Raw genomic sequence first — 22,336 nt, forward strand, 5'->3', positions numbered from 1 at the left:
CGGGCCGATTTTTCAGGCCCTGGAGGGACGCTGAATGGCGAAAATTTATTGCAGCTGTGTCGAAGAGTTCACAGCTATTTTCAATGTGCCTGTGGAGTATATCCGGTCGGAGTTAAGAATTTGCCAGGTCACCATTTGATCCTGTCGCTTGATGGCCACATGAATGGTGGTGCCCGGAACGATAGGCGCAGGGAATTTGGCTTTGCTTATTTCCACGGCGGTGAGTGGTTGATTGCAGTGCTTCTGTAAGAGATCAAGCACGAGATCGATCTGCGCCACAGCGGGAAAAATCGGATGGCCGGGAAAATGCCCGGCGAAGCAGGGATGATCGGCTGCGATCACAATGTCCTTAGCAGTAAAGTCCACCATTCACCTGAATCGTTGTGCCATTGATATAGGAACTCGCATCCGAAGCCAAAAATCCGACCACCTGGGCCACTTCCTCGGGTTCTCCAATGCGGCCGATAGGAATGGTTTTCAGTTGTTCGGGACCTACCAGATCCTCGGTCATATCCGTGGCGATCCATCCCGGGCTCACCGTGTTGACCAGCACTCCTTTGCGCGCCACCTCGCGGGCCAGGGATTTGCTGGCGGCGATCAGGGCGCCCTTGGCCGCAGCGTAGTTGGTCTGACCTGCCTGACCGGTTTCACCGGCGAGGCTGGCGAGCAGAATAATGCGGCCCCAGCGTTGCTGAATCATGTGCGGGAGAAAAGCCTTGTTCAGATGATAAAAGGAATTCAAAGCCAGCTGAATGGGCTCAAAAAAAGCCTTTTCCTCAAGGAAATAGAAGAGGCCATCCGCCTTGGTCGCGGCGTTGTGAATGACGATATCATAGCCGGGCTGCCAGTCGAGGGCATGTTTCAGGCAGACCTCGATCGAGGCCGGATCATTTAAATTGAGTGCGAAGGCTTTCACCTGGTCCCTCCGCTGCAGGTCACCCATGAGGCGCAGAGAGGCTTCCGCTCCCTGATGGTAGGTGAAGGCCACACAATGATCCGGCAGAGCTGCGAAGTGCCGAACGAGAGCTGCGCCGATGCCGCGATTGCCGCCGGTGATAAAAACGCGTTTCATGACATGGAACTCCGGGTCTCCTGATAAAAACTCATCAGCGAACGTGCGACCGTTTCCCCGCGATATTCGAGAGTGATGCTCGCCTGGCTGATGGCCTCGACTTCGGTTTCAATGGTGACCTCGGCAAGCACGGCATCACCGGGGGCGAGGGCCGGTCTTTGGAGAAGCACCCATTCGCGGATGGACAACAAAAATCCCGGTGTGCTGGCATCATGATCCCCGCCGCGGAGCGCCCCACAAACCGTGGCGGCAGCCTGGGCCATGATTTCCAGCAGCCAGTGATAGCGAAAGCGTTCGCTTTCATTCCAATAGGGTTTGCCGCTGGTCAGAACGCTGCTCACGCGACCTTTTTTTTTCCCACGGTCCAGATCGATCAGATCATCCACAAGAAGCATGTATCCCTGATGCGGGATCAAGGTATCGGGAGCCATTGCGTTACCAAACTTTCTCCTGAAAGGGAGCGGACCAGACGGGCCGCAGCAGGAAGTCCCTGGTTCAGGAGCCAGGGTGGAATCCTTGATTCATCTTCAGTATAAATTTCCGGCGAGGCGCTGCTGAAATCCTCCAGCGATCCATCCCGACAAAAATCGAGCACCCGCAGGGCATGATCCGGGTCGCAGCTCAAAAGCAGGATTTCCGCCTGAGCCCGATGGGCTCCGGTCTGATCCAAATACTCGTGCGCATGAATCACGAAGCTCAAGGCGTCCAGCCCGTGTGTCATGCGCAGCTGGGCCAGCTGCAGACAGTTATCCGCGGATAAAAAACCACCGGACAGGGCATAGCAGGGATGGCGAATGCCATGGGTCATGGACAGGTAGGCGAGCGCTGCATTCTGCACGGAATGCTGAAATTCCTTGGGGGAAACCGGCAGGTCTGCATCGGCAATCGCGCGCGTGACCTGCAGCATTGCCCCGAGTTCCCCGAAGCCGCTTGAATAAAAAATCGGTGCCTTGCACTCGCGGGCCTTGATCATCCCGTCCGGAGCCTGCGCCTCAAGGGCCGCAAAGGCCTGAACCACCGCTTTTTGCAGCGCGGTCATGCGTCGGAAAAAAGGTGACGCGAGACGCAGCTGGCTTTCAGGTGTCCAGGATTCCGAGTGAGCTACCAGCAGATGGACCTTGTTCATACGGAATCCGCCGCGATAAGCAGGGAGAAATTGCTGCCGCCAAAGCCAAAGGAATTGCTGAGACCTTTCTTCAAATGCTTTTTCCGGAGCATGGCCACGGTGATGGCCGCTTCCAAAGCACCCGCGGCACCCAGATAATGGCCGGTGAAACCTTTGGTGGCATGCAGCCGGTCGAGGCTGCCGAAGACCGCTGTCACGGCCTCCGCCTCGGCCGCATCGTTGCCTTCCGTTCCTGTGCCATGGGCGTTGATGTAGTCCACGGCGTCCGCACTCCAGCCGCCGTTGGCGAGGGCCTGCTCCATAGTCGCCTGCATCCAAATTCCCTGCGGCGCCGGCTGCACCATGTGATGGGCTTCTGAAAGCGCGGCATAGCCGCAGAGGGAAGCCAGAATTGTTCCGGCCGGTTCCCGTTCCAAAAGGAGAAGAGCCCCACCTTCGCCCAGGTTGATGCCTTTCCGCTGCGGTGAAAAAGGCTGGCAAGGATTATAATCAAGGATCTGCAAACTATCAAAGCCATGCAGCGTCACGCGATTCAAAATATCAATGCCACCGGCAATCGCGGCCTTGCACAGGCCGGAACGCACGGCGTCATATGCCTGACCGATCGCCTGAGCGGCGGCGGCGCAACTGGACGAAAAGGTGAAGTGCGGTCCCCGCAAAGGAAACATTTTTCGCAATTCCTGCGTGATCCAAACCTGCTGCATATCCGGCGCAAGAAAATGCAAGAGAGGCTGGCCCGTGCTGCGATGCTGGGACAGAGCGGAAAAAAAGCCATCGATCCCGCAGGTCGTCGTGCCGATGAAAAGACCGATATCCCGCGGCGCATAGCGCGTGAAAACGTGGGTTTCACCGTCGAGCTGTTCGATCATGCTCTGCATGACCCGCCGCATGACCTGATCCGATTTCAAACGCTCCGCTTCAGGCACCTGCCAGGTGTCCAGAGGCAATTCCCCAAGCGGCGCCTGGATCCATTCGGCAAAGCGATGGGCACGATGTATCCCTGACTTCTGCTGGATGACAGCATCCCCGAGGTCCTGCCATTGCCGGCCCAGGGCCGAGGCGACAGAGATTCCCGTGATGCTGACACTGGTGCTTAGCATGATTTAATTCGCTGCCTGCAGTTGGCTGGAATGAATGGCCTGCGCGATGCTGCTGACGTTTCGCAGGATATTGCGACCGTTTTCATCATTGCGAACCTTGATCGCATAGCGCTTGTCGAGCGCCACCACCAGTTCCAGGATGTCGATGGAGTCGAGTCCCAGACCGTCCTGAAACAGGGAAAGCTGGTCATCAATACGATCTGGCGTCATGCCAGGCAGATTGGAGACTTCCAGCAGAAGCTGCTTGATTTCACTTTTAATTTCGTCGACTGACTTTTGCACCGGCATACTCTTCTCAACCTCCAAACTTTTTCAGGAATCCTGGTGCGGCCTGAGCACCATCAAACTGTGGCTGATCCCCAGATTGTCGATGATGTTCTCCAGACGGAAACCGGCCTGGCTGGTCAGGCGAACTATCGTTCGGGTGTCATACATTTTACTTTGCCCATTGGCAATGGCCGTGAAATAGGGCGACGTTTGCATGAGGCAATAGGCAGGGACCTTGGGCTGCCGATCCCAAAATGTGTCCAGGATGAAAAGACGCCCATCAGGCTCAAGCGAGGATCGTGCCAGCTGGAGGATCTTAAAAACATCAGCCTCGTTGAAGCAAACCAGAAACTGACTCATCCACACCGCCTGAAAATCAGAAGGCAAAGTGGCATGCGAGGACAGGAGATCAACGGCATGATAGCTCAAGCGTTGACGCCAGGGTTCCTCCTGACTTTCCGCCTGAGCCAGCTCGATTTGCGAGGGCAGATCCGCGATCGTGACCTTGAGCTGCGGCTGTGCCGTCAGACAGGTGCGGGCAAAGCGTCCGGTATTGCCACCGATATCGAGCAGATTTTGCACCTCTTCTGCAAAAATTACAGGCAGGGCCGCGGCAAATGCCGAATCGGAATAGTAATGATCAAAGGCCAGCCACGATTTGCGGATAGGATCGGGCAGCTCATTCAGACCCTCATAAACGGTCGGCCAGGGACCAAGCTCCTTCAGTCCGGCGGGCTTGCCTGTTTTCAGAGCTTCCTCCAGATGAAAAAGGCCCTTGAAACAGACATCATAAATGAAATCGAAGTTGATGGCCGTCATGGTATCCAGGGCCAGCACATGGCCGAGTTTGGTCAAATGAAAGCGGTCCTCCTGAAGCTTCAGGACGCCCATGGCCAGAGCCGATTCGAAGAGGACGCGGATGGCATAAGGGCTCAGGTTAAGGCGCTCCGCTGCCATCGGAATGCTGAGGCCTTCGCCAACGGCGTTTTCCAGCGCAGCCAGGATTCCCATGCGCTTCATCGCCATGCACACCATGAAACTGACCGGAGCGAAGGCGAGTTTTTGGGCCTCCAGCATGGCTTCTTCAAGATTTTGCCGCCCGGGTGCAAAGCGGGGAGACGGTTGGGAGGTGGGATCGAACACGGAAAACTCCTTGCGCATGCGTGCGCCGGCGCTGGCTTCAGACCTGAATCCATTGAAGTATCCGGGCTTGAAGGGCGTTGACAGATAAAGGCAAAAGACCTTAGGTTCAATTTGGATAGACAGGCAGCTTGTCCCGGACAGGGAAAATTTCACGCCGTCAGCAATGAATCCTTGGGATCTTGAAGAAGATTAGCGTTTGCACAAGGGGCTGGCAAGCACAACGAATTGACAGGTAATCGCCGGATGAACCCAAAACTTGAGACTGTGCAGAATCTCATCTGGATCCAAACCAGTTTTCTCGGTGACATCATTTTGCAGACTGCGGCTTTGAATTATGTGCGGGAGCAGCATCCTTCCATTCGGCAGTATCTCATCACGACTCCGCTCGGTGCCAAAGCTTTAGGCGGGCATCCCGCGCTGCACAAAATAGTGGTCTTCGACAAACGCGGGCGCTCGATGCGCAAGGCGGTTCAGTCGGTAAAAAGCGACTTAAAGGACTGTGGGCGTGAAGGGACAGTCCTTCTGCAGGCTCATCGCAGCGTGCGGTCCAGTCTTTTGGCGGTGGCGCTGGGTTTTTTTACAGTAACCTATGAAGAAAGCCAACTCAGCTTCCTCGCCGATCGGCGGGTCCCGCGTGTGGCCGTGCTGCATGAAACGCAGCGCATCAGTCTCCTCCTGGAACCACTCGGTGTCCCGCGCGAGCAGCTTTTTACCAGCCGCCCCTCGCTGGCCTCGGCTTCCACAGCCTTGTCCACGGACATCGGGTCCCGCACGTCAGGGCAGGGTTTGGTTGGCATCGCGCCTGGCAGCGTCTGGGGCACCAAACGCTGGCCGGTTGCGCACTTCATTCCGATGGCCCGCATTCTTTTGGATCGCACCGATCACACGCTTTTGATCCTGGGCAGTCAGGACGAGCAGGCGGCCGCCGCGGAGATGGAACAAGGCCTTCAGGATTATGGGGCGCGCGTCATCAATCTTGCCGGCGAAACCAGTTTGGATGATCTGCGCGGTCTTTATCCTCAGCTCGATCTGCTGGTGAGCAACGATTCCTCACCTCTGCACTATGCGTCAGCGTTTCAGGTTCCGACTTTGGCTATATTTGGCGCCACAGTTCCGGCCCTGGGATTTGGGCCTTTGGCGCCGCACAGGTTGGTGGCGGAGGTGGAGCTGGAATGTCGGCCCTGCAGTGATCACGGACCGCAGGTGTGCCCGCTCGGTCATTTCAAATGTATGAAGACCTTGCTTCCCGAACGGGTGGCGGCCATGGCTCTCGACCTTTTGGCCCCGAGGTCCGCTTAGAAGGAAATCTTTACCGAATCGGCTGAGCGACGGGCGGGACCATGATAGACCGCTTCGATATTGTTGCCATCGGGATCCAGAACGAAGGCCGCATAGTAACCCTTATGATAGGGCCTGATTCCAGGATGACCGTTTTCACGACCGCCCGCCTTCATAGCCGCTTGAAAAAACTTTTGCACGGTCTCTTCATCATGAGCCTGAAATGCAATATGAACACGCCCGGTCAGTTCTCCATGTGCGGCACGGCTGTCCGGGGTTGAAATAAAGAGTTCATCGGCCCACAGATGATCGTCGGACTCACCACCGAGCGGAATATCCAGAGCGGCGAAAATCGCACGATAAAATTTCTTGCTGGCATTGATGTCCTTCACCACGATTTGGATGTGATCGATAAGGCGTCCGCGGTATGTATCCATATTTGATTCCCCCTTTTCCGTTCTACGATATAAAGAAAAAAAACTGAAATCCACTGCCAATGCGGAAAATTGCAATTCGTGGACTTACCCACTTTGCGCCTCCGGACTCCTCATGCATACTGAAATAAAGTCGGAGGCCATTTATGACATTTGACCAGATGATTGAGTTCATTATCGATCGCATTGAAAAGGGTTATGTCAATCATCCTGCCGACAATGGTGGGGAAACCAACTGGGGCATCAGCGTGCGGGCGCATCCCGAGCTGAAAGGTCGGATGAAAAAGCTGACCAAGGATGAAGCGAAAAAAATCTATCGGCTCTCTTATTTCACCCCGGCGCAGATCGCCAAATATCCCGGCAAGGTGCGTCTCGCCGTTTTCGACGGAGCCATCAACCACGGTGTGAAGAGCAATAACAAAATCGTGCAGAGAGCGTTGAATCGTCTCGGCCATAAACTTGCGGTGGACGGTGTGGTGGGACCGATGACTTTGGCGGCTGTGAAAGCGACCGATCCGTTGACCTTCCTGGCCACCTACAGCCGGCAGCGGCTTGAACTCTTTAAAAAGCACGAGGATTACAGCTGGGCCGGGGCCGGCTGGGAATATCGCCTCTTTCTGATCTGTTCTGCGTCTTAATGGTATAAATATATGTCTATTTGACCATCTTCCGCCGGAATTCATCGCGAAAAACCTTTCCCCAACCTTGGCCCTTGTATTAGGTTAGGCAGGCAAAATCCCCATCATGGGGAAGCATCTTTTTTTGTATGGGAAAGGATATCACCATGGGTGAACAGGAAGCTCTTGCTACCATAAAAAACGACGTGGAAAACAATAAGGTTTTTCTTTTCATGAAGGGCACTCCTGAATCGCCTCAGTGCGGTTTTTCCGCTCAGGTTGTTCAGGTTTTGAAGAATTACGGCGTGCCTTATGGCTCGCGCAATGTTCTGGACGATTGGGATATCCGCGAAGGCATCAAGAAGTTTGCCAACTGGCCGACGATTCCGCAGCTCTATGTGAAAGGCAAATTCGTCGGTGGCTGTGACATCGTTTCGGAAATGCATCGTAAAGGCCAGCTGGCCGAAGTTCTCAAGGACCTCTAAGCCATTCCAGTTAAGGATGTGTGAGTATGAGCATTCGCCCCTCTGATTTCACCAAAGTCGTGCATGCCGGTGTGGAGCCTGATCCGCGCACAGGCGCGATCATGACCCCGATCTTCCAAACCTCGACCTATGTGCAGGAAGCACCCAACCAGCACAAAGGCTGGGATTACTCGAGAGCCGGAAACCCGACTCGTGATGCTCTGGAGGAGGCGTTTGCCGCCCTGGAAGGAGCCAAATACGGTTTGGCTTTTTCCTCGGGTCTCGCCGCCGAGCAGGCGATCATCCAGATTCTGAATCCGGGTGATCATGTGCTGGTCTGTGATGATGTTTATGGCGGAACGGGTCGCCTGTTTCGGCGCCTCTTCGCCAAATACAACCTGACCTTTGAATTCATTGATATGACCGCGGTGAAGAACGTGGAAGCCGCGATCAAGCCGAACACCCGCCTTGTGTGGATTGAAACGCCGACCAATCCCCTCCTCAAGGTGATCGATATCGCAGCGGTGACGAAGCTTGCGCATCAAGCGTCGGCCCTCGTTGTGGTGGATAACACCTTTGCTTCGCCAATCTTCCAGTCGCCTCTGGAAATGGGTGCCGACATTGTCGTTCACAGCACGACCAAGTATATCGGCGGTCACTCCGATATCATCGGCGGTGCGGTGATGATGAATGACGATAAGCTTTATGAACAGATCAAGTTCGTGCAATTTGCCGGCGGGGCGGTGCCCGGTCCTTTCGAAAGCTTCCTCCTTTTGCGCAGTGTGAAGACGCTGGCCGTGCGGATGGAGAAGCATGATGCCAATGCTCTGACCGTGGCCCGCTACCTGGCGGAACACAGCCGCGTGAAGGAAGTCTTCTTCCCAGGACTGCCTTCGCATCCGCAGCATGCGCTGGCGAAAAAGCAGATGCGTGGATTTGCAGGCATGGTGTCCTTCAATCTGAAAGGCAACTATGATGAAGTGGTGAGCTTTCTGCAAAAATTGAAGGTCTTCTCACTGGCTGAAAGTCTCGGCGGTGTGGAATCGCTGGTGAACCACCCGGAGAAGATGACCCATGCTTCGGTGCCCGAAGAGATGCGCAAGCAGCTCGGGATCGGACCGAATCTGATTCGCCTCTCCTGTGGCATTGAAAGCGCCGATGATTTGATCAAGGATCTGGATCAGGCTTTGAAAAGCTGACGAGCGGCCTCGCTGATTTCAGGCCCACCACGCCAGGATATAGATGTCTGCAGGGTCTCCCTGCAGCTTCAGATAATCCATGACCTTAAAAAGTTCGCCCTTGTCATAGCGGTCTATATACTGGCGGAAGGTGACTTCCTCCTCTTTGCCAGTATCTGGATTGTGAAAGCTACCCATGGGCTCGTCATAGTTGAAGGTCAGCCAGTCCTTGAGTCTCGCCGGGAAGAAATGCGCGGAGTCGTCTCCCATGCATTCCTCGAGATATTCCTGCAGTTCGGCTGGTATCGTCAACCGTAGCGTCTTGGCTTCAGAATCCTCCATAAATGGCAGCAGTTTTCCGTAGAAACGGCCACCATCCAGGAAAAACGGGTCATCAGGTGACGGGTCTGGTATGGCTGAATAAATAAAATACTTCATCTCATCGTTATGGGAACACCAGATCTGAAAGCGTTCATCCTCAAAATCGAAACTCAAAGGAGTGATCGCAACCAGCCTCTGCCCTTCCTTCTTCACCGCCGATAACGACACCGTCCATCCCATGGATTATCCCTTATTTTCTCTTAAACGGAACCAATTCGAAGTTACCTTTTTCAACAGAATAACCTCGGGCTTTAAAGTAATCAGTAATGTTCTTGAGATAGCTTTCCTGATGATTTTCGTAAAAGAACCTGATTCCGGCATTTCCAAAAGTCCTGGCATGTTCAACATACCCTGTCATTGAAGTTTCTTTCCATTTGCCGGAGTTGGACTTGACTTCTGTTAGCCAAACTTTGCCGTTCTCTCTTGAGATAATATCAACGTCCGTCAAATGGTTGCCATCAGGCTTTATCAGTTTACGACCCACGTCCACGATTTCAACGTTGGTTTTAGCAGTGATCCGAGTGAGAGCTTCTGCTTCCGCAATGGCACCACCGTTGAACTTCATTATAACATTATTGACATCAGTAGTACGGCCATTCATCCAGCCAAGAGCAGCTTTCTCCGATTCATTTGCCGTACGCTTCATCAAATTGACCAGGTTCTCATAGGAACCAGGAGGAAGCCGATCTTTCACCTGCTGCAGCTTTGTCAAAGTTTTCTCAGCATTGAGAATCCACTCTACATTGGTTCCTTCTGGCAATTTATCCAGAAGCGCCGACATGCGATTCACAATAGTCACAACATCGCAGGGTGAAGCGGCATAGGCAGTCTGAACACCTAGCAGAAAATCCAGAGACGGAAAGCTTGGTCCTGGGGAAACCTGTCCCATATTTCGAATGCAATCGGCGCCAAGGAACTTCATGAAAGATTGCATCTCATCGGCCGTATCCAGACCATACCGTCCCGCTGTCTCCGACAGGTTCACGAGATCATCTGATACCCGCATCGCAGCACTGCTGGCCTCTTCAGCCATCTTCTCGCCTCGACTGAGTGCAGAACCGAGATAAAGAGTCAGGATATCCCCTGCCAGCCGGCCTTTAATTTCTCCGCACTCCCTTGGCTGCTGGCTGCAGTTCTGCAGGGTATGGAAGCTTTTCAGCAACTCACTCCCTATCATGCTGCTGACAGCATCCCAGTTCTTATAGGCATAATAGATGGCGGCCACGGGAAGCAAGGGATCGCTGATTACGGCGTGCAACCCGCTCCAGGTATTGTATGCGGATGTCATGAGGCCAACACCGATACCCTGGGCATAATCAATCAATCCCCAACCCTGATCCAGCAACGCCAGGTAGGTGCCCAGCTCGGCCATGGGACCGATCACATACTGCTTCTCGAGACGCAGGGCCAGGGCCCGCGCAAATGAACCCATGCCGCCTTCATTGTTCATGATGGCGCTGGATTCTCCGAAAGCATTCAACAAAAGAATGTTCTGATAACCCTGGAAAGTGTCCGGCGCCGCATTGGATTCGAATTCCTCCCTGGCCTTGTCGGTAAGCCTGACGCCCTGATAAGGGAGAGTGGCACCAGACTGATAATTTTGAAAGGCAATCGCCCGGTCCGCATTCCTCTGACCTTGTGCCTTCAAACCTTCAGCGAAGAAAGCCTGGCTTCGCGCCTGCAGCACTGCGGGCACATCTTTGGGATCAACATTGGGCGCCACGACAGGCAGACTACTCGAACGACCTGCAACAATCACACCCTGCGCGTTTTCCAATGCTTCTTCAGCAGGCTGCTGCTGAGCCACTATGCTTTCGATCGCATCGAGGAGCGGCTGGGATTCATCCCCCTGCTGAACAACCACCTCATCCGAAATAATACGCTCCGTTTCTTCAAGGAGGGCCTGATTCTGAGCGGCCAGATCTGGAAGGGTCTGGGTTGCGAGCTTCGTATTCTCTGCACTCCTGGTTTTATTCTGCTCTTCAAGCTGGGTATTTTTGGCTTTCGTATCGGCGAGTTCCCCTTCCGCCTTTTTCTTGACTTCCGACTTCAGGCGATTGAATTCACTCTTCGCCTTCGGGTTTTGAGGTTCCTTGCCCTGCTGCACATTGGCCTTATCCTTGCTTAGAAGGTCAAGGTCTTCCTTATACTTCTTCTGAAGAGCCTCAATATTCTCGTTTTTCCTGGTCGAGATAATTTGGCGATGATTATCCAGGTTCTTATCATCCATGAATCGGCATTTGTGTTGCGGGCTACACCACTTGAAATAGGTCTTATCGATATTTTTATAGAGATTTTTCAGAATGGCATTGGCTTCCTTGCCTCTATTATTATTGTAGTAATAGATGCCATAATTGTTGTCAAAACTTCCCCAGGTTGGCTCCGGATCGAGATTCACGGGATATTTGCAGTCAACCGAAGGCTGGCTCGTCGCACACAAGCTCAGCTGCGCTAACGCCTGGGCATTAACGAGGAAAGTCAGCAGAAAGATCAGGACGGGCCATGCGTTTAACTTTTTGGTTATCATTGTCTTACACCTGCTTTAAAGGCGTTCCATGCCGATTCAATCGTTATGACTTTATCTTCAAGGGCGAAAAACTCATCCCATGTCTTGACCAGCGGAACATCGAAACCCATATCTTCATCGAAACGCAACATGCCTACCAGCATGGGTTTTAAGTGAATGACATACTCTTCGCGAGCAGCATAGTCTGGAGCATTCTCCATGATATCGAAAGCCACCTGATCCAAACGTGTCAGGAGCCGCGACCGGAACTTGTTCGGAGTCAGTTCTTTGGCGAGGTCCGCTTTAAGACGGGTTCTGGCCTCATCCAGGAGCTTCATGAGCTTCTGCTTTGTATTGGCGGCAAGCAGGTCATTCCCTTGAATTTCAGTGGCCAGCGAAGCGTAGTAGAGATCAGCCGAATTGCCAATGCCAACCGCTTTTCTGAGTTCACGTGCATTCACGCTTTTCCAGAAATTGGCGGACAAGACGTTGATCTTTTGCATGATGCCATCTTCTGCATAAATGGCTTTGACCGTTCGCTGCGACTGCGCGATCTTCTCCTGGATTTTAGCATCCAAGGAGGCAAGTGCCGTCAGCGTGCCGTAATTCTCATAGACTCTCTCATAGAAGGCGAGCGTCAGCGAAGCCTCAAGGAAACTCCGACATACCAAAGGTTTGTCGGCAAGACGGAGATAGGAATCACCCAAAACAAAACTGAACCGGGCCAGGCTGTCTTGAATTTCGGAGTTCGCTTTTTCCAGGATCGATTTCTTATCGATAAAGCGGGCCGGGATTTCCAACCGGTTCACTTGAAATACATAAGAATCAACCTCAGATTCCATGGCGACGTAAAAATTCTGTGCGTCTTTGAGTGCGGAATTGAGCGTTGGCACCTCACAAAGGGAATGAAAGGCGCCGGATTTCAGCCTCTCTCTTTCCAGTCGAAGGGTTTCAATATCAGTGGAAATGTCGTCTTCACTGGCGGTGAGGGCCACCACTCCATTCATCCAGGCCTGAAGTCTCTTGCCAAGCTCAATATGAGACGAGAGACTGGCATGCATGACGTTGATCTTGTCGGCCATCTGCTCCGACAACGTCTTGAAGCGCTGCAAAAACTCCATGCGCATTTTATGGTGGAGTTCGAGGGATCCTTCCAGCATCGCGCGATCCGCTTCGATCTGTTTTTGGAGGGCTTCGAGTTGAGCCTTTTTTGCAAGCAACTCAGCCTGTTCATCGGCAAGCTTTTGACTCTCGGCTTCGGTGCTTTTCAAGGCCAGCAGGGCCTCGCCCGTACTGTCGGCTATCTGCTTCATATCGGGAAATGGAGTTAAATCAATGAAACCGAACAGATCAGTGAACATCTCGTTAAACTGCGCCTGATATGTCTGGTAATCACCTTCCGTTTCGATACGAGCCTGCTCAAGCGCCTGGTTCATTTCCTTCTGCATGTCATGACACTCGAAGGTCATTTCACGGCCGTAGAACATCTCCTGGGTTTCGAAGCGCGTCGTGCAGCTTGCGATATTGCGGCTGCGGTCATAGAGGTTGGCCGGGCCATTCTTCAAATGTCGATATTTCATCTTGCAAACGTGAGCCGGGGACTTTTGAAGATAGTAGGCTCCATAACGTTCCTCTTTGATATCCCGAGCCAGGTTTTTATCCTCGCAAACCATTAAGCCCATACTGCGGTGATTATCGATCGTGTAATCGATCAAGCACCCGATGGATTTAAGAAAATCAGCTTTTTCCTGTTGTTCGCGCTTCTCCCGGTCAGCGTCGTAAGACGTATTGGGGTCCTTGACATCCCAATTACCGTTGGATGGACTATCGCCGGCATCCCAACTCCATGTCACGGCAAGTTCACTGCTTCTACAATCGACGGCAGTGGGATTCATGAGCGCGGGTGACCATTTGAAGAAACGTTCAGTTGTTGCAGCAACTTTCGGACCAAGGCCGTTGTCACTTCCCAAGCGGTCGTCGATCCAGTCGCCAGCGCGATCGATGCCATCCTTGGCGCAAGCCGAAGCCCTTTCGGTTTCACACGTCGCCAGGCGCAGGGGATTAATGGCCGAACATTTGCGAGGTTTACACTTCCATTTTTTACACTTCACGCCGCAGGTCCATTCCTCCCTGGCCCGTTCACGGCAATCGGTCTGGCAATCGATGGCATAAGCCGTGATGGAAGTCAGGCCCAGTAACCAACCGAGCAAAATTCTTTGCAGTCGTGAATGCTTGCCAGTTTTCATTAATGACCTCCTGTGAGAGAATCAAGACCCTGCATCGAGACTTCCCAGGATCGGCTTGTGGACTGAAGGATCGTGAGGTTTCTCCGAGCCGCGGCATTTTTGAGTTCTGGAATGCGCACGGCCAGGCGAGCTTTCTCGGCGCTAATAAAATTCTGCAGCTGAGCCAATTTACTCCTGAATAGTTCCAAATTGGCATTGGTTTTGGACAGGAGTTCATCACCAAGCGTCAGACACTGCGCATCCGCCTGGCCTCCCGCACACACCCCGGAAAGCGGCAGGGCATCGACGAGACTATTGGCCAGAGTATCCAGTTCATTCATCTGCTGAGTTAGAACACCGATGGCTCCTTCAATGCGCTTGTCTTCGAAATCCATGCGGGCTTCACTGCAGACAGTGCGCTCCAGTTTGCCTTCATAAGACGCAAAATCATTGCCGACAAGCAGATCAATCGCGCTCTGGTCTTCTGGCAGACGTGTATCCACGGGTTTGCCCAAACGGCGATTCAACTGAATGATATTACGCAGGCAGTTGACTTCAAGGCTCTTACGGATCACATGCACCTGCGATTCAGCTTCCCGAACATTCAGCCACTTGGCTGGCAGACGCCGTAAATCCGTTATGCCGGCCAGAGTGCTTTCCAAAATCTCCAAAGCCAGGCTCTGCTCCGTCTGCAGGTTTTCGATAGAGAAAATATCGGGAGTGCTCAAGGAGCCGAGCCATTCAATACGGCAATCAGGAGCATACTGTGCGGATGGACTGGGATTGAAGCTCACCGAAACGGTGCCATTCGGTGATGCAGGAATTTCCAAGGTTTGAAGAGTCGGTGTATTGGTAAAGGTCAGTTGGGCCTGGGTGCCACCAGCTTCCACCATGATTTTGGAAGAAGCGCCTGTAGCCCGGCTGCAGCTCAGGTCAAAAAGAAGAGTGGTTTTGCCAGAAATTCTCGGTTTACTTTCTGTGATCGCATCGAGATTCAACTGTCCGGTGTAACCGCGGCATTGGTTATAAAAGCCAAAAGCGTTTTTACAATTGGCGGTGGCTTCCCAGAGTTTTTGCTGCGCGCTCGCGACGGGTGCCAGACTCAAAATAGCGGTAGCAAGCAGATATTTTTTCATCATCCTGGTCCTTATTCAAAGGTGAGGTAGCGAACTTTCATACCCGAAAATTCAATCTGTGCGTCCGCGCTGCCGTTGTTTTGAAAGTTGAGCTCGGTCCGGAGGCTGGTCGCGATTGTGCCGCCATCGTTGCTACATTGCTCTGCGTAAGGCGCATGGTCTTGATTGGTGTAGAGTTTTTCAAGCGTAATGCCAGTGCCTGAATTGGCCACTGCAAAGTTGTGCTCCTTAACGATCTCAGAGATCAATTTCCCATCCCGCGGCAGGATTTGCATGTAGGGTGGTTGATCGATCATTCGGAAGCACACGTGCTGAATGATGAAACGAAGCTTGCCGCCATAGGTTTGACCAGGAACGCTCCGTGTGACCATAAACGTCGGCCGGAAAACAAACTCCCAGTTGGGCGCAAACTGCTGATCAAAATGCTCGAAGGGCAGGTCCAGGATTAATTGGCCCGATTGCATCCGAGGGATTGGAATATTAGGCACTGGATGCGGAACCTTGGGCAAAAGCGAAGGCCGGTACTGAATTGCAGAGAGATTATATGAGGGATCGGCTATCCAAAAAAAGTCTTCGCCATTGGTTGGCATGGCCTCTGGAAAATAATGGACACCGTCGACAGCAAAAGGGCCCGAGGTACCCAGGCCATCCTGGTTGGATTCGTAAATCCAGAATTCCCTGGCTGATCCGACTGGCTGCGAACCTGGATCTGTCACGTCATGGAGTTCCGAAACGTCTTTATGGGATCCGCAGCCTATCATGAGGACCATGAGAGCGAATAAAAGAGGGTGGATCATAACCTTTTTCAAGGGTAACTCCTTAATTTATTTATAAAAAACCTTACTATAGCCGGAATTGAGCATGGTTCGGCCCTTCCTGGACAAACCGGATCTCGCCTTATTGCAGGTTGCAGCTAAAAATATTGATTCAAGCCGAGCTGGGGGAAAGAGGGATACCCGAGCCTCAGAATGAAAGTATTGACCGTGAATCAGCGACAGCAAGCGCTCAAATGTAGATCGCCCGCATATTCTCCATAGCGGTACGGAGTGCCCCCATGCCACCCGATTGATGAATCCCCAAAGTTGGCTGGAGTCAAGTAAGACGCGGCGTTATTCACGTCCTGATAGATGCGCATGCCACGGATGTGACCTGCCTGCTTCGTGAAACCCGCTGGGCAGGCTCCATTCGACAGAAAACAGAGGCGTCCTTCCGCCCACGAAGCTTTATTATTCGCATTCTTGCAGGACTCAAGGTCAGGTTTAATCCTGGTTTCCAATTCCTTGGTCAAGGCCTGAATTTTGGCTTCCTGAAGAGCCACAATTCGAGCCAAATCGGTCTCGGATGCAAAGGAAGCTTTGGCCCACATAAGGCTGAAGATAAAAGCAAAAGTAACTAATTTCATGATGTGTTCTCCAAAAATTCAAACCTGCCGGCTCGGAGGAGGATAGGAACCCTCGAATATTGCAGTTGGCAAAATCATGCCGAACCGTTCACCAGGACCCACGGTGGCAATCCAATCGACGGCAAAGCAGCTCATGGAATCCATCGGGTGCGAGCGAATCGCCTTTGCCGGAACTCAGTCCGATGCTTTCATCACGCACCAGCAGCGCCGGGGCCAGTTCCAATCTTCGTACAACCTGATCAATATCTGGAGTGGCCTTGTCCCAGGAGAACGCCAGCTCCGCTGCCCAATCCCGATTTTCATTCAAGGTTTTGTCATTCTGCAGGATCCATCCCTGAGCTGTCACCAGACGGGATCTTACCTTGCCACCCATCTGCGCGGCCCCCTTGAGGGCTTTGATGTCGGTGATTTTGACCTCTGATTTGCCGACCCGCAGGGGACGCACGCGAACACGTGCGACACCCGTGTGGTCATCGCGCTTGACGCGATGCAGTCCTTCTTCCAGGAAAAGATGCCCGTAAGCCAGACGTCCGGCCAACAAAAACCAGCAGGGCTCATCGTTCCGCATCGGCTCGCAGAGCCAGGACAGTTCCATTTTCCGCTTTTGGCTCCAACGCCGGTAAAGTTCAAAGACCGTGTCACGGGCCAGACGTCCATGCTCACCAATCGGGCTGATTTCAACCAAGGCATCCCATTCGCCGTCAGGCCCCATGGCGAGGAGTTCTCTCCAGGTTCGCCGACCCTGCTCCTCAAGACGATTGAGGGTTTCAGAAAGACTCATGAGGTCCCTACGGAAATTGGCAGTGGCCAGGGACTGACGGGCAATTTCCAATTGATGGAGAAGTCGCTCCACCCGTTCCGCTTTGGCTTTCAGAAAACCAATATCCCGCACGATCAATGCTGCCTGCTCAGGTCTGTTCCAGAAATCAGGAGCCTCACGCTGTTCCTCGAGACTGGCGATGGACCCGAGGACGTCCTTGTAAGAAAATTTTTCACACAATTGTCCAAGTCTGCTTTCGATTTTCTCCAGGCGTTGCTTTAGTTCAGCTCGGCCTGGCAGCGCGAGCTCCTCCTGACGCCTGGCCTCGAGCAGGATACGGGACTGCTTCACTTCACTTGTTTCAATAACTTTAATGACGACACGGTCATCGAGCCAGCTGACTCGCAGTATGGTCCCTGGCGTCAGATTCCTTTCCAGCAAAATCATGGCCAAAGGCAGAACGAGCTGCTGTTGCAAGGCACGCTTCAGGGCGCGGGCCCCATAAGCCCGATCATAACTTCGGGCGATCACGGCATCGATCACGCTGGGGTCCACCTCGACGAGGAGGTTTCTATCCGTAATCCCTTCGCGCTTCAGAATTTGCCTGATTTCAAGCTGGGCAATGAGCCGAACCTGCTCCGGACTGAGTGGATGAAAGCGAACAATATGCTGGAAGCGATTCAGGATCTCCGGGCGGAACGTTCCTTCCAGGGATTTGAAGAATCCCCGGCGGTCAGCGCTGCTGCCGTCTGACTCAAAACCAATACCCTGTCGCTCATGAATCTCAGCTCCAACGTTGGACGTGGCTATGACGATGGTATTGTGAAAGTCAATTCGCTCGCCACGAGCCGACGTCAAGCGGCCCTCATCAAGAAGCTGCAGAAAGAGGTCGAAGGCATTGGCGTGACCCTTCTCAAGCTCATCAAAGAGGATCACTTGAAAAGGCTGCTGCTTGATGGGTTCGAGCAACTTCGCCGGTTTCGTGGCGTCGTTGGGCGAGCCAATCAGCATCTCAAATGCATGATAATCCTTGTATTCCGACATGTCGAAGCGCAGCAAGCGGCCTGGATCACCAAAAATATAGGACGCGATGGCCCGGGCCACTTCCGTTTTTCCAACGCCTGTGGGGCCGCTAAAGAGCAAACTGCCGATGGGTTTGCGGGGATCATGCAATCCCGCCTTATACAGCGCAATGGTTTCAATCACCGCCTCAATCGCTTCCGTTTGACCGATAATTCGTTCCTGAAACCATTGCCTAAGGGCCTGGACCGATATGTTTTCATCGCGTGATACGATCAGGCGCGGAAGGCCACTCGCCTGGGCAAACACCGACTCGATAAGCGCGCGATCGATCACATTTTCGGTTGCGGATTCGCGTTTCACGTAGCTGTTCAGCTGATCCACAAGCCGCAACGAGCCATAAGGCTGGGGCTGCTGTGGAAAAAAGCGACGACAGAGTTCGTGGATGGTCCGCTTCGCTTCACCGTCCAGCTGAATCCCTTTCGTCTTCAGGTCGTGTTCCAATATTTCTTCAACGGCCATCTCACTCATACGCTCGATGCGAATGACGTGGAAAAGTTCGAGGAAACCTGGATGGCGTTGCAGCTTGTCCAGGGCTTCCGGGCGAAGTTCGGCCAGAAAGGGCAATTTTCGGTTCTGCATCCAGGGACGAATATGATCAAGCAGAGACCCGCTTGAGTTGACCGTCACACCCGCCGTCGCCATGTTCACAATATCGGTAATATAGAGAACCTGCCGGTCCTCCAAGGCTTCATGGAGTATGGCATTCACCTTGCTCTGCCATTCGCCTAGATATTTCGTGCCGGTAAACATGGAAGCCGTGCTCAGTTCAGCGATGCCAAATTCTTTTAGTTCAGCCAGTTGTGCCGCGAGTCCATGGATTATGGCTGTCTTGCCAATACCCTGACGTCCAACCAGCAGGACTGAACGTCCCACACGGAGCTGCTGGAGAGCTTCGGCGATTTCCGATTCTCGATGCAGGCAGGGTGTCAGGCGACCAGCTTCATGGCTCGCGATCAGCGACTGAGCTGTCGACCAGAGTGCTCCTGCAAAATTGTCTTCCATGAATACTGACCTTTACAAAAACAGGAATGAGGCGCGAATGCAACCCGTGCAAGGGGTGCCTGATAGTAAAGGAGGGCCTGATTTTCTTCATGCAGCAAGAGAGGGCCGATGCAAATTAACGTTCTCCAGTTCAGCCAGGTTGGGCGCATTTGACCAGGATTGTGCGTCACATTGTGCGAGTCCATTCCGCTGAGGAATGTACACCATTGACCCCTGAGATTGAGTCGGTCACAGTTTCCTGGTCGTGTGGCCTGCGAACCGCCTTGGATTGGAGGGCATTCCGGTGCAAAAAACAGTTCTCGATCAGATTCAGCCTCAGGCTTATCAGCTGTCCATCGATAGTGTTGTGACAGCACTGGGAACGCATCTTCAAAAAGGTCTCACCGAGAGTGAGGCCGGGCAGCGGCTTGAAAACCTGGGCCGGAACGAACTGCAGACCGAAGCGGGAACTCCCGCCTGGAAAAAATTTCTGGCGAAATTCAAGGACACCTTCGTCATTCTCCTGCTCTTTGCGACGGCCGTGTCGCTCGGAATTTGGTTCTTTGAACGTGGGTCGGCTCTGCCGTATGAAGCCATCACCATTTTTGCGGTGGTTCTTTTGAATGCCATCATGGGTTATGTTCAGGAATCACGGGCGGAATCAGCCGTCGCCGCTCTGAGCCAGATGGCGGCACCGCATGCGAATGTCATCCGCCAGGGCGAAAGGCGCAGTATTCCTACAGCTGAAGTCGTGGTGGGTGATATCATCCTGCTTGAGGAAGGCGACACCATTCCCGCCGATGCCCGTCTGGTTCAATCCGTTGCTCTGCAGACCAGTGAGGCGGCCTTGACCGGCGAAAGCCTTCCCGTTTTGAAGGATGTGGCTCCGATCAGCGGCCCACGAGGCCTGGGCGATCGCCATAATATGGTCTTCAGTGGCACTTCGATTACCTACGGGCACGGTCGCGCTGTGGTGGTGGCCACGGGCATGCAAACCGAAATGGGCCGCATCGCCGGCATGTTGCATAGCGTTCCCATGGAATCCACTCCCTTGCAAAAGGAACTGGATCGCGTGGCGCGTATGCTGGCGATCATCGTTGTCATCATTGCTCTCGTCATGATTGCGACGCTCTTCATCTTTGAAAATGTGCGAGGCCTTTCCGCCATCGTCCAGGTTCTGATCCTGAGCGTGGCTCTTGCTGTGGCTGCGGTACCGGAAGGTCTGCCGACCATCGTCACCGCGGTGCTGGCTGCCGGGGTGAGGCGCATGGCCAGGCGCAATGCCATCGTGCGGCGTCTGTCAGCGGTTGAAACCCTGGGTTCGGCCAATGTCATCGCCTCGGATAAAACGGGGACGCTCACCCGCAATGAAATGACAGTCCGCAAGGTGATCACTGCCAGTGGACGCGTGATGCTCAGTGGAACGGGTTATGTTCCGGAGGGTGAGGTCAAGGAGGAGGAAGGCCGTGATTCCGTCCGCGATATTGTGCAGAAGGAACTGAAACGAGCCCTCTGCGCTGCAGATCGAGCGAATAATGCCGTGCTGCAAGAGAAGAATGGTGGCTGGGCGGTCCAGGGTGATCCCACCGAAGGGGCCCTGGTGGTGGCCGCACGCAAGGCGGGGCTCGATGCGGATCGCCTGGAAGCCCGGTTTGAACGCATCGGTGAGATTCCATTTTCATCGGAACGCAAACTGATGAGTACCGTTCATAGTGACTTCGATCAGCAGGAGCGCCTTATGGTCTTCACCAAAGGTGCGCCTGACCTTTTGCTGGCGCGCTGCGCCTTTGAGCTGGTCGGGGAAACCAAAAGACCGCTCAGTGATCGGCGTCGTGCCGAGATCCTGGAGACGAACGAGGAGCTGGCCGGGGAGGCTCTGCGCACGCTCGGTGTCGCCTTCCGCGCGCTGCCCAGGGAGGATTTCGAAGAGGGAAAATTTGATGAGAGAGTGGAAAATGAACTGGTCTTTGCCGGATTGATCGGCATGATCGATCCTCCTCGGCAGGAAGCCAAGGCCGCGGTGGAACTGGCTCTGCATGCCGGCATACGCCCGATCATGATCACCGGGGATCATTCAAAGACGGCCAGCGTCATAGCCAGCGAACTCGGGATATCCCGCAATGGTCGGACCATGACTGGCACCGAACTGGATAGGATTCAGGATGATGAATTAATCGGTGTGACTCGCGATGTTTCCGTTTATGCGCGCGTGAATCCAGAGCATAAGCTGCGTATCGTCAAGGCCCTGCAAAAACAGGGTGCGATCGTGGCGATGACCGGGGATGGTGTGAATGATGCGCCGGCTCTGAAAACAGCCGATATCGGTGTGGCGATGGGCATCACGGGAACGGATGCATCCAAGGAAGCGGCCGCCATGGTGCTGGCGGATGACAACTTCGCCAGTATTGTGAAGGCTGTTGAAGGTGGTCGCACAATTTTTTCCAACATTCAAAAATGCCTTCGCTATCTGCTCTCATCGAATATTGGTGAAGTCCTGACCATGTTTTTCGGTGTGATCATGGCAGGAGCCTTGGGACTGCGCGCGGATGGCTCGACGCTTGTGTTGCCGCTCCTGGCCACGCAGCTGCTCTGGATCAACCTCGTCACCGATGGCTTTCCCGCCTTTGCTCTGGGTCTGGATCCGGCGGATCCGGACGTGATGAATCGGCCGCCAAGACCCAAGGGAGAAGGCGTCATCACGCGACGGATGTGGTTCAACATCATTGTGGGCGGAGCGGTGATGGCCGTCGGCACACTTGCGGTGCTGGATGCGTCCCTGCCTGGCGGCTGGATTGATGGCAACGGTACGATGCGTTACGCCCAAACCATGGCCTTTACCACCCTGATGCTCTTTCAGATGTTCAATGTTTTCAATTCCCGATCCGATGAAGAGAGCGCGTTCAAAGGCCTGTTTCATAATCCCTCGCTTTGGGCGGGTCTGATCGTTTCCATTCTTCTGCAGATCGCCGTGGTGTATGTTCCCGTTTTGCAGCAGGCCTTTTCCACGGTCAGCCTGAGCGGAGCGGATTGGTTGCGCTGCGCGGTCGTGGCCAGTTCCGTGCTTTGGGTTCTTGAACTTCATAAAATATTCTCCAGGAGGCAGGCCCATAAGGCCGAGCCTGCCCCCAAGGCTGCACCGTGGCCGGAGTTAAGGCAAACCTAATGAGGTCACTCGTCTTGAAT

General features: G+C 53.6%; 21 protein-coding genes. 6 read left to right on the top strand and 15 right to left on the bottom strand.

Annotated elements, in window-relative coordinates; all coding sequences use genetic code 11:
• Nucleotides 1–45 precede the first annotated feature (45 nt).
• The 7 genes from OLTU_RS04145 to OLTU_RS04175 are packed head-to-tail and all read right to left on the bottom strand — an operon-like array spanning nucleotide 46 to nucleotide 4,708.
• The gene (locus tag OLTU_RS04145) at nucleotides 46–369 is read right to left on the bottom strand and encodes an ApeI family dehydratase (RefSeq protein ID WP_141731491.1); all 324 of its coding nucleotides are present in this window, start codon (nucleotides 367–369) and stop codon (nucleotides 46–48) included.
• Nucleotides 350–1,072: an SDR family oxidoreductase gene (locus tag OLTU_RS04150; protein WP_141731492.1), complete on the bottom strand. Its 723-nt coding sequence runs from the start codon at nucleotides 1,070–1,072 to the stop codon at nucleotides 350–352. The genes OLTU_RS04145 and OLTU_RS04150 overlap by 20 nt, the downstream gene beginning before the upstream one ends.
• Complete coding sequence (locus OLTU_RS04155) at nucleotides 1,069–1,503, bottom strand: ApeP family dehydratase (RefSeq protein WP_141731493.1); 435 nt, start codon at nucleotides 1,501–1,503, stop codon at nucleotides 1,069–1,071. The genes OLTU_RS04150 and OLTU_RS04155 overlap by 4 nt, the downstream gene beginning before the upstream one ends.
• Entirely contained in the window at nucleotides 1,485–2,198 is a 714-nt protein-coding gene (locus OLTU_RS04160) for a beta-ketoacyl synthase chain length factor (protein WP_141731494.1), read from the bottom strand. Before OLTU_RS04160 ends, OLTU_RS04155 begins: the two co-directional genes overlap by 19 nt.
• Nucleotides 2,195–3,298, bottom strand: coding sequence for a beta-ketoacyl synthase N-terminal-like domain-containing protein (locus OLTU_RS04165; RefSeq protein ID WP_141731495.1), 1,104 nt, complete (start codon nucleotides 3,296–3,298; stop codon nucleotides 2,195–2,197). The genes OLTU_RS04160 and OLTU_RS04165 overlap by 4 nt, the downstream gene beginning before the upstream one ends.
• Before the next feature lie 3 nt (nucleotides 3,299–3,301).
• A complete protein-coding gene (locus tag OLTU_RS04170; RefSeq protein ID WP_218109826.1) occupies nucleotides 3,302–3,580 on the bottom strand; it encodes a phosphopantetheine-binding protein in 279 nt (92 codons plus the stop codon).
• Nucleotides 3,581–3,610: 30 nt separating this feature from the next.
• Nucleotides 3,611–4,708 carry a methyltransferase gene (locus OLTU_RS04175; RefSeq protein ID WP_176736321.1) on the bottom strand — a complete coding sequence of 366 codons (1,098 nt, stop codon included), beginning with the start codon at nucleotides 4,706–4,708 and terminating at the stop codon, nucleotides 3,611–3,613.
• Between the two features lie 243 nt (nucleotides 4,709–4,951).
• Between OLTU_RS04175 and OLTU_RS04180 the strand changes: the two genes are divergently transcribed.
• A complete protein-coding gene (locus tag OLTU_RS04180; RefSeq protein ID WP_141731498.1) occupies nucleotides 4,952–6,007 on the top strand; it encodes a glycosyltransferase family 9 protein in 1,056 nt (351 codons plus the stop codon).
• Here the strand turns inward: OLTU_RS04180 and OLTU_RS04185 are convergent.
• The gene (locus OLTU_RS04185) at nucleotides 6,004–6,423 is read right to left on the bottom strand and encodes a VOC family protein (protein ID WP_141731499.1); all 420 of its coding nucleotides are present in this window, start codon (nucleotides 6,421–6,423) and stop codon (nucleotides 6,004–6,006) included. The two genes, OLTU_RS04180 and OLTU_RS04185, sit on opposite strands and share 4 nt — an antisense overlap.
• Before the next feature lie 158 nt (nucleotides 6,424–6,581).
• On the opposite strand from OLTU_RS04185, the gene OLTU_RS04190 reads away from it, so the two are divergent.
• The 3 genes from OLTU_RS04190 to OLTU_RS04200 all read left to right on the top strand — a co-directional run bounded on the left by OLTU_RS04190 (nucleotide 6,582) and on the right by OLTU_RS04200 (nucleotide 8,700).
• Complete coding sequence (locus OLTU_RS04190) at nucleotides 6,582–7,058, top strand: glycoside hydrolase family 108 protein (protein ID WP_218109827.1); 477 nt, start codon at nucleotides 6,582–6,584, stop codon at nucleotides 7,056–7,058.
• Nucleotides 7,059–7,186: 128 nt separating this feature from the next.
• Nucleotides 7,187–7,522, top strand: a complete 336-nt coding sequence (grxD, locus tag OLTU_RS04195) for a Grx4 family monothiol glutaredoxin (protein WP_245676809.1) — start codon at nucleotides 7,187–7,189, stop codon at nucleotides 7,520–7,522.
• A gap of 26 nt (nucleotides 7,523–7,548) precedes the next feature.
• Nucleotides 7,549–8,700 carry a cystathionine gamma-synthase gene (locus OLTU_RS04200; protein ID WP_141731502.1) on the top strand — a complete coding sequence of 384 codons (1,152 nt, stop codon included), beginning with the start codon at nucleotides 7,549–7,551 and terminating at the stop codon, nucleotides 8,698–8,700.
• 18 nt (nucleotides 8,701–8,718) lie between these two features.
• Here OLTU_RS04200 and OLTU_RS04205 read toward each other — a convergent pair whose 3' ends face one another.
• Both OLTU_RS04205 and OLTU_RS04210 read right to left on the bottom strand, forming a co-directional pair.
• Complete coding sequence (locus OLTU_RS04205; protein ID WP_141731503.1) at nucleotides 8,719–9,240, bottom strand: hypothetical protein; 522 nt, start codon at nucleotides 9,238–9,240, stop codon at nucleotides 8,719–8,721.
• Nucleotides 9,241–9,250: 10 nt separating this feature from the next.
• A complete protein-coding gene (locus OLTU_RS04210; RefSeq protein ID WP_218109828.1) occupies nucleotides 9,251–10,867 on the bottom strand; it encodes a hypothetical protein in 1,617 nt (538 codons plus the stop codon).
• A gap of 396 nt (nucleotides 10,868–11,263) precedes the next feature.
• Between OLTU_RS04210 and OLTU_RS32245 the strand changes: the two genes are divergently transcribed.
• Nucleotides 11,264–11,515, top strand: a complete 252-nt coding sequence (locus OLTU_RS32245) for a hypothetical protein (protein ID WP_218109829.1) — start codon at nucleotides 11,264–11,266, stop codon at nucleotides 11,513–11,515.
• A gap of 68 nt (nucleotides 11,516–11,583) precedes the next feature.
• Here OLTU_RS32245 and OLTU_RS04215 read toward each other — a convergent pair whose 3' ends face one another.
• From OLTU_RS04215 to OLTU_RS04235, 5 genes are all read right to left on the bottom strand, one after another.
• Nucleotides 11,584–13,812: a hypothetical protein gene (locus OLTU_RS04215; RefSeq protein WP_141731505.1), complete on the bottom strand. Its 2,229-nt coding sequence runs from the start codon at nucleotides 13,810–13,812 to the stop codon at nucleotides 11,584–11,586.
• The gene (locus OLTU_RS04220; protein WP_141731506.1) at nucleotides 13,812–14,927 is read right to left on the bottom strand and encodes a hypothetical protein; all 1,116 of its coding nucleotides are present in this window, start codon (nucleotides 14,925–14,927) and stop codon (nucleotides 13,812–13,814) included. Before OLTU_RS04220 ends, OLTU_RS04215 begins: the two co-directional genes overlap by 1 nt.
• Before the next feature lie 11 nt (nucleotides 14,928–14,938).
• Nucleotides 14,939–15,643: a hypothetical protein gene (locus OLTU_RS04225; protein ID WP_176736322.1), complete on the bottom strand. Its 705-nt coding sequence runs from the start codon at nucleotides 15,641–15,643 to the stop codon at nucleotides 14,939–14,941.
• A 272-nt stretch (nucleotides 15,644–15,915) separates the two neighbouring features.
• Nucleotides 15,916–16,329, bottom strand: coding sequence for a hypothetical protein (locus OLTU_RS04230; RefSeq protein WP_141731508.1), 414 nt, complete (start codon nucleotides 16,327–16,329; stop codon nucleotides 15,916–15,918).
• 88 nt (nucleotides 16,330–16,417) lie between these two features.
• On the bottom strand, nucleotides 16,418–19,174 hold the full coding sequence (locus tag OLTU_RS04235; protein ID WP_141731509.1) for an AAA family ATPase: 2,757 nt from the start codon (nucleotides 19,172–19,174) through the stop codon (nucleotides 16,418–16,420).
• Nucleotides 19,175–19,457: 283 nt separating this feature from the next.
• On the opposite strand from OLTU_RS04235, the gene OLTU_RS04240 reads away from it, so the two are divergent.
• Nucleotides 19,458–22,316, top strand: coding sequence for a cation-translocating P-type ATPase (locus OLTU_RS04240; protein ID WP_176736323.1), 2,859 nt, complete (start codon nucleotides 19,458–19,460; stop codon nucleotides 22,314–22,316).
• The last annotated feature ends 20 nt before the right edge of the window (nucleotides 22,317–22,336 follow it).

It is taken from the genome of Oligoflexus tunisiensis (genome assembly GCF_001748245.1).
Classification (GTDB): Bacteria; Bdellovibrionota_B; Oligoflexia; order Oligoflexales; family Oligoflexaceae; genus Oligoflexus; species Oligoflexus tunisiensis.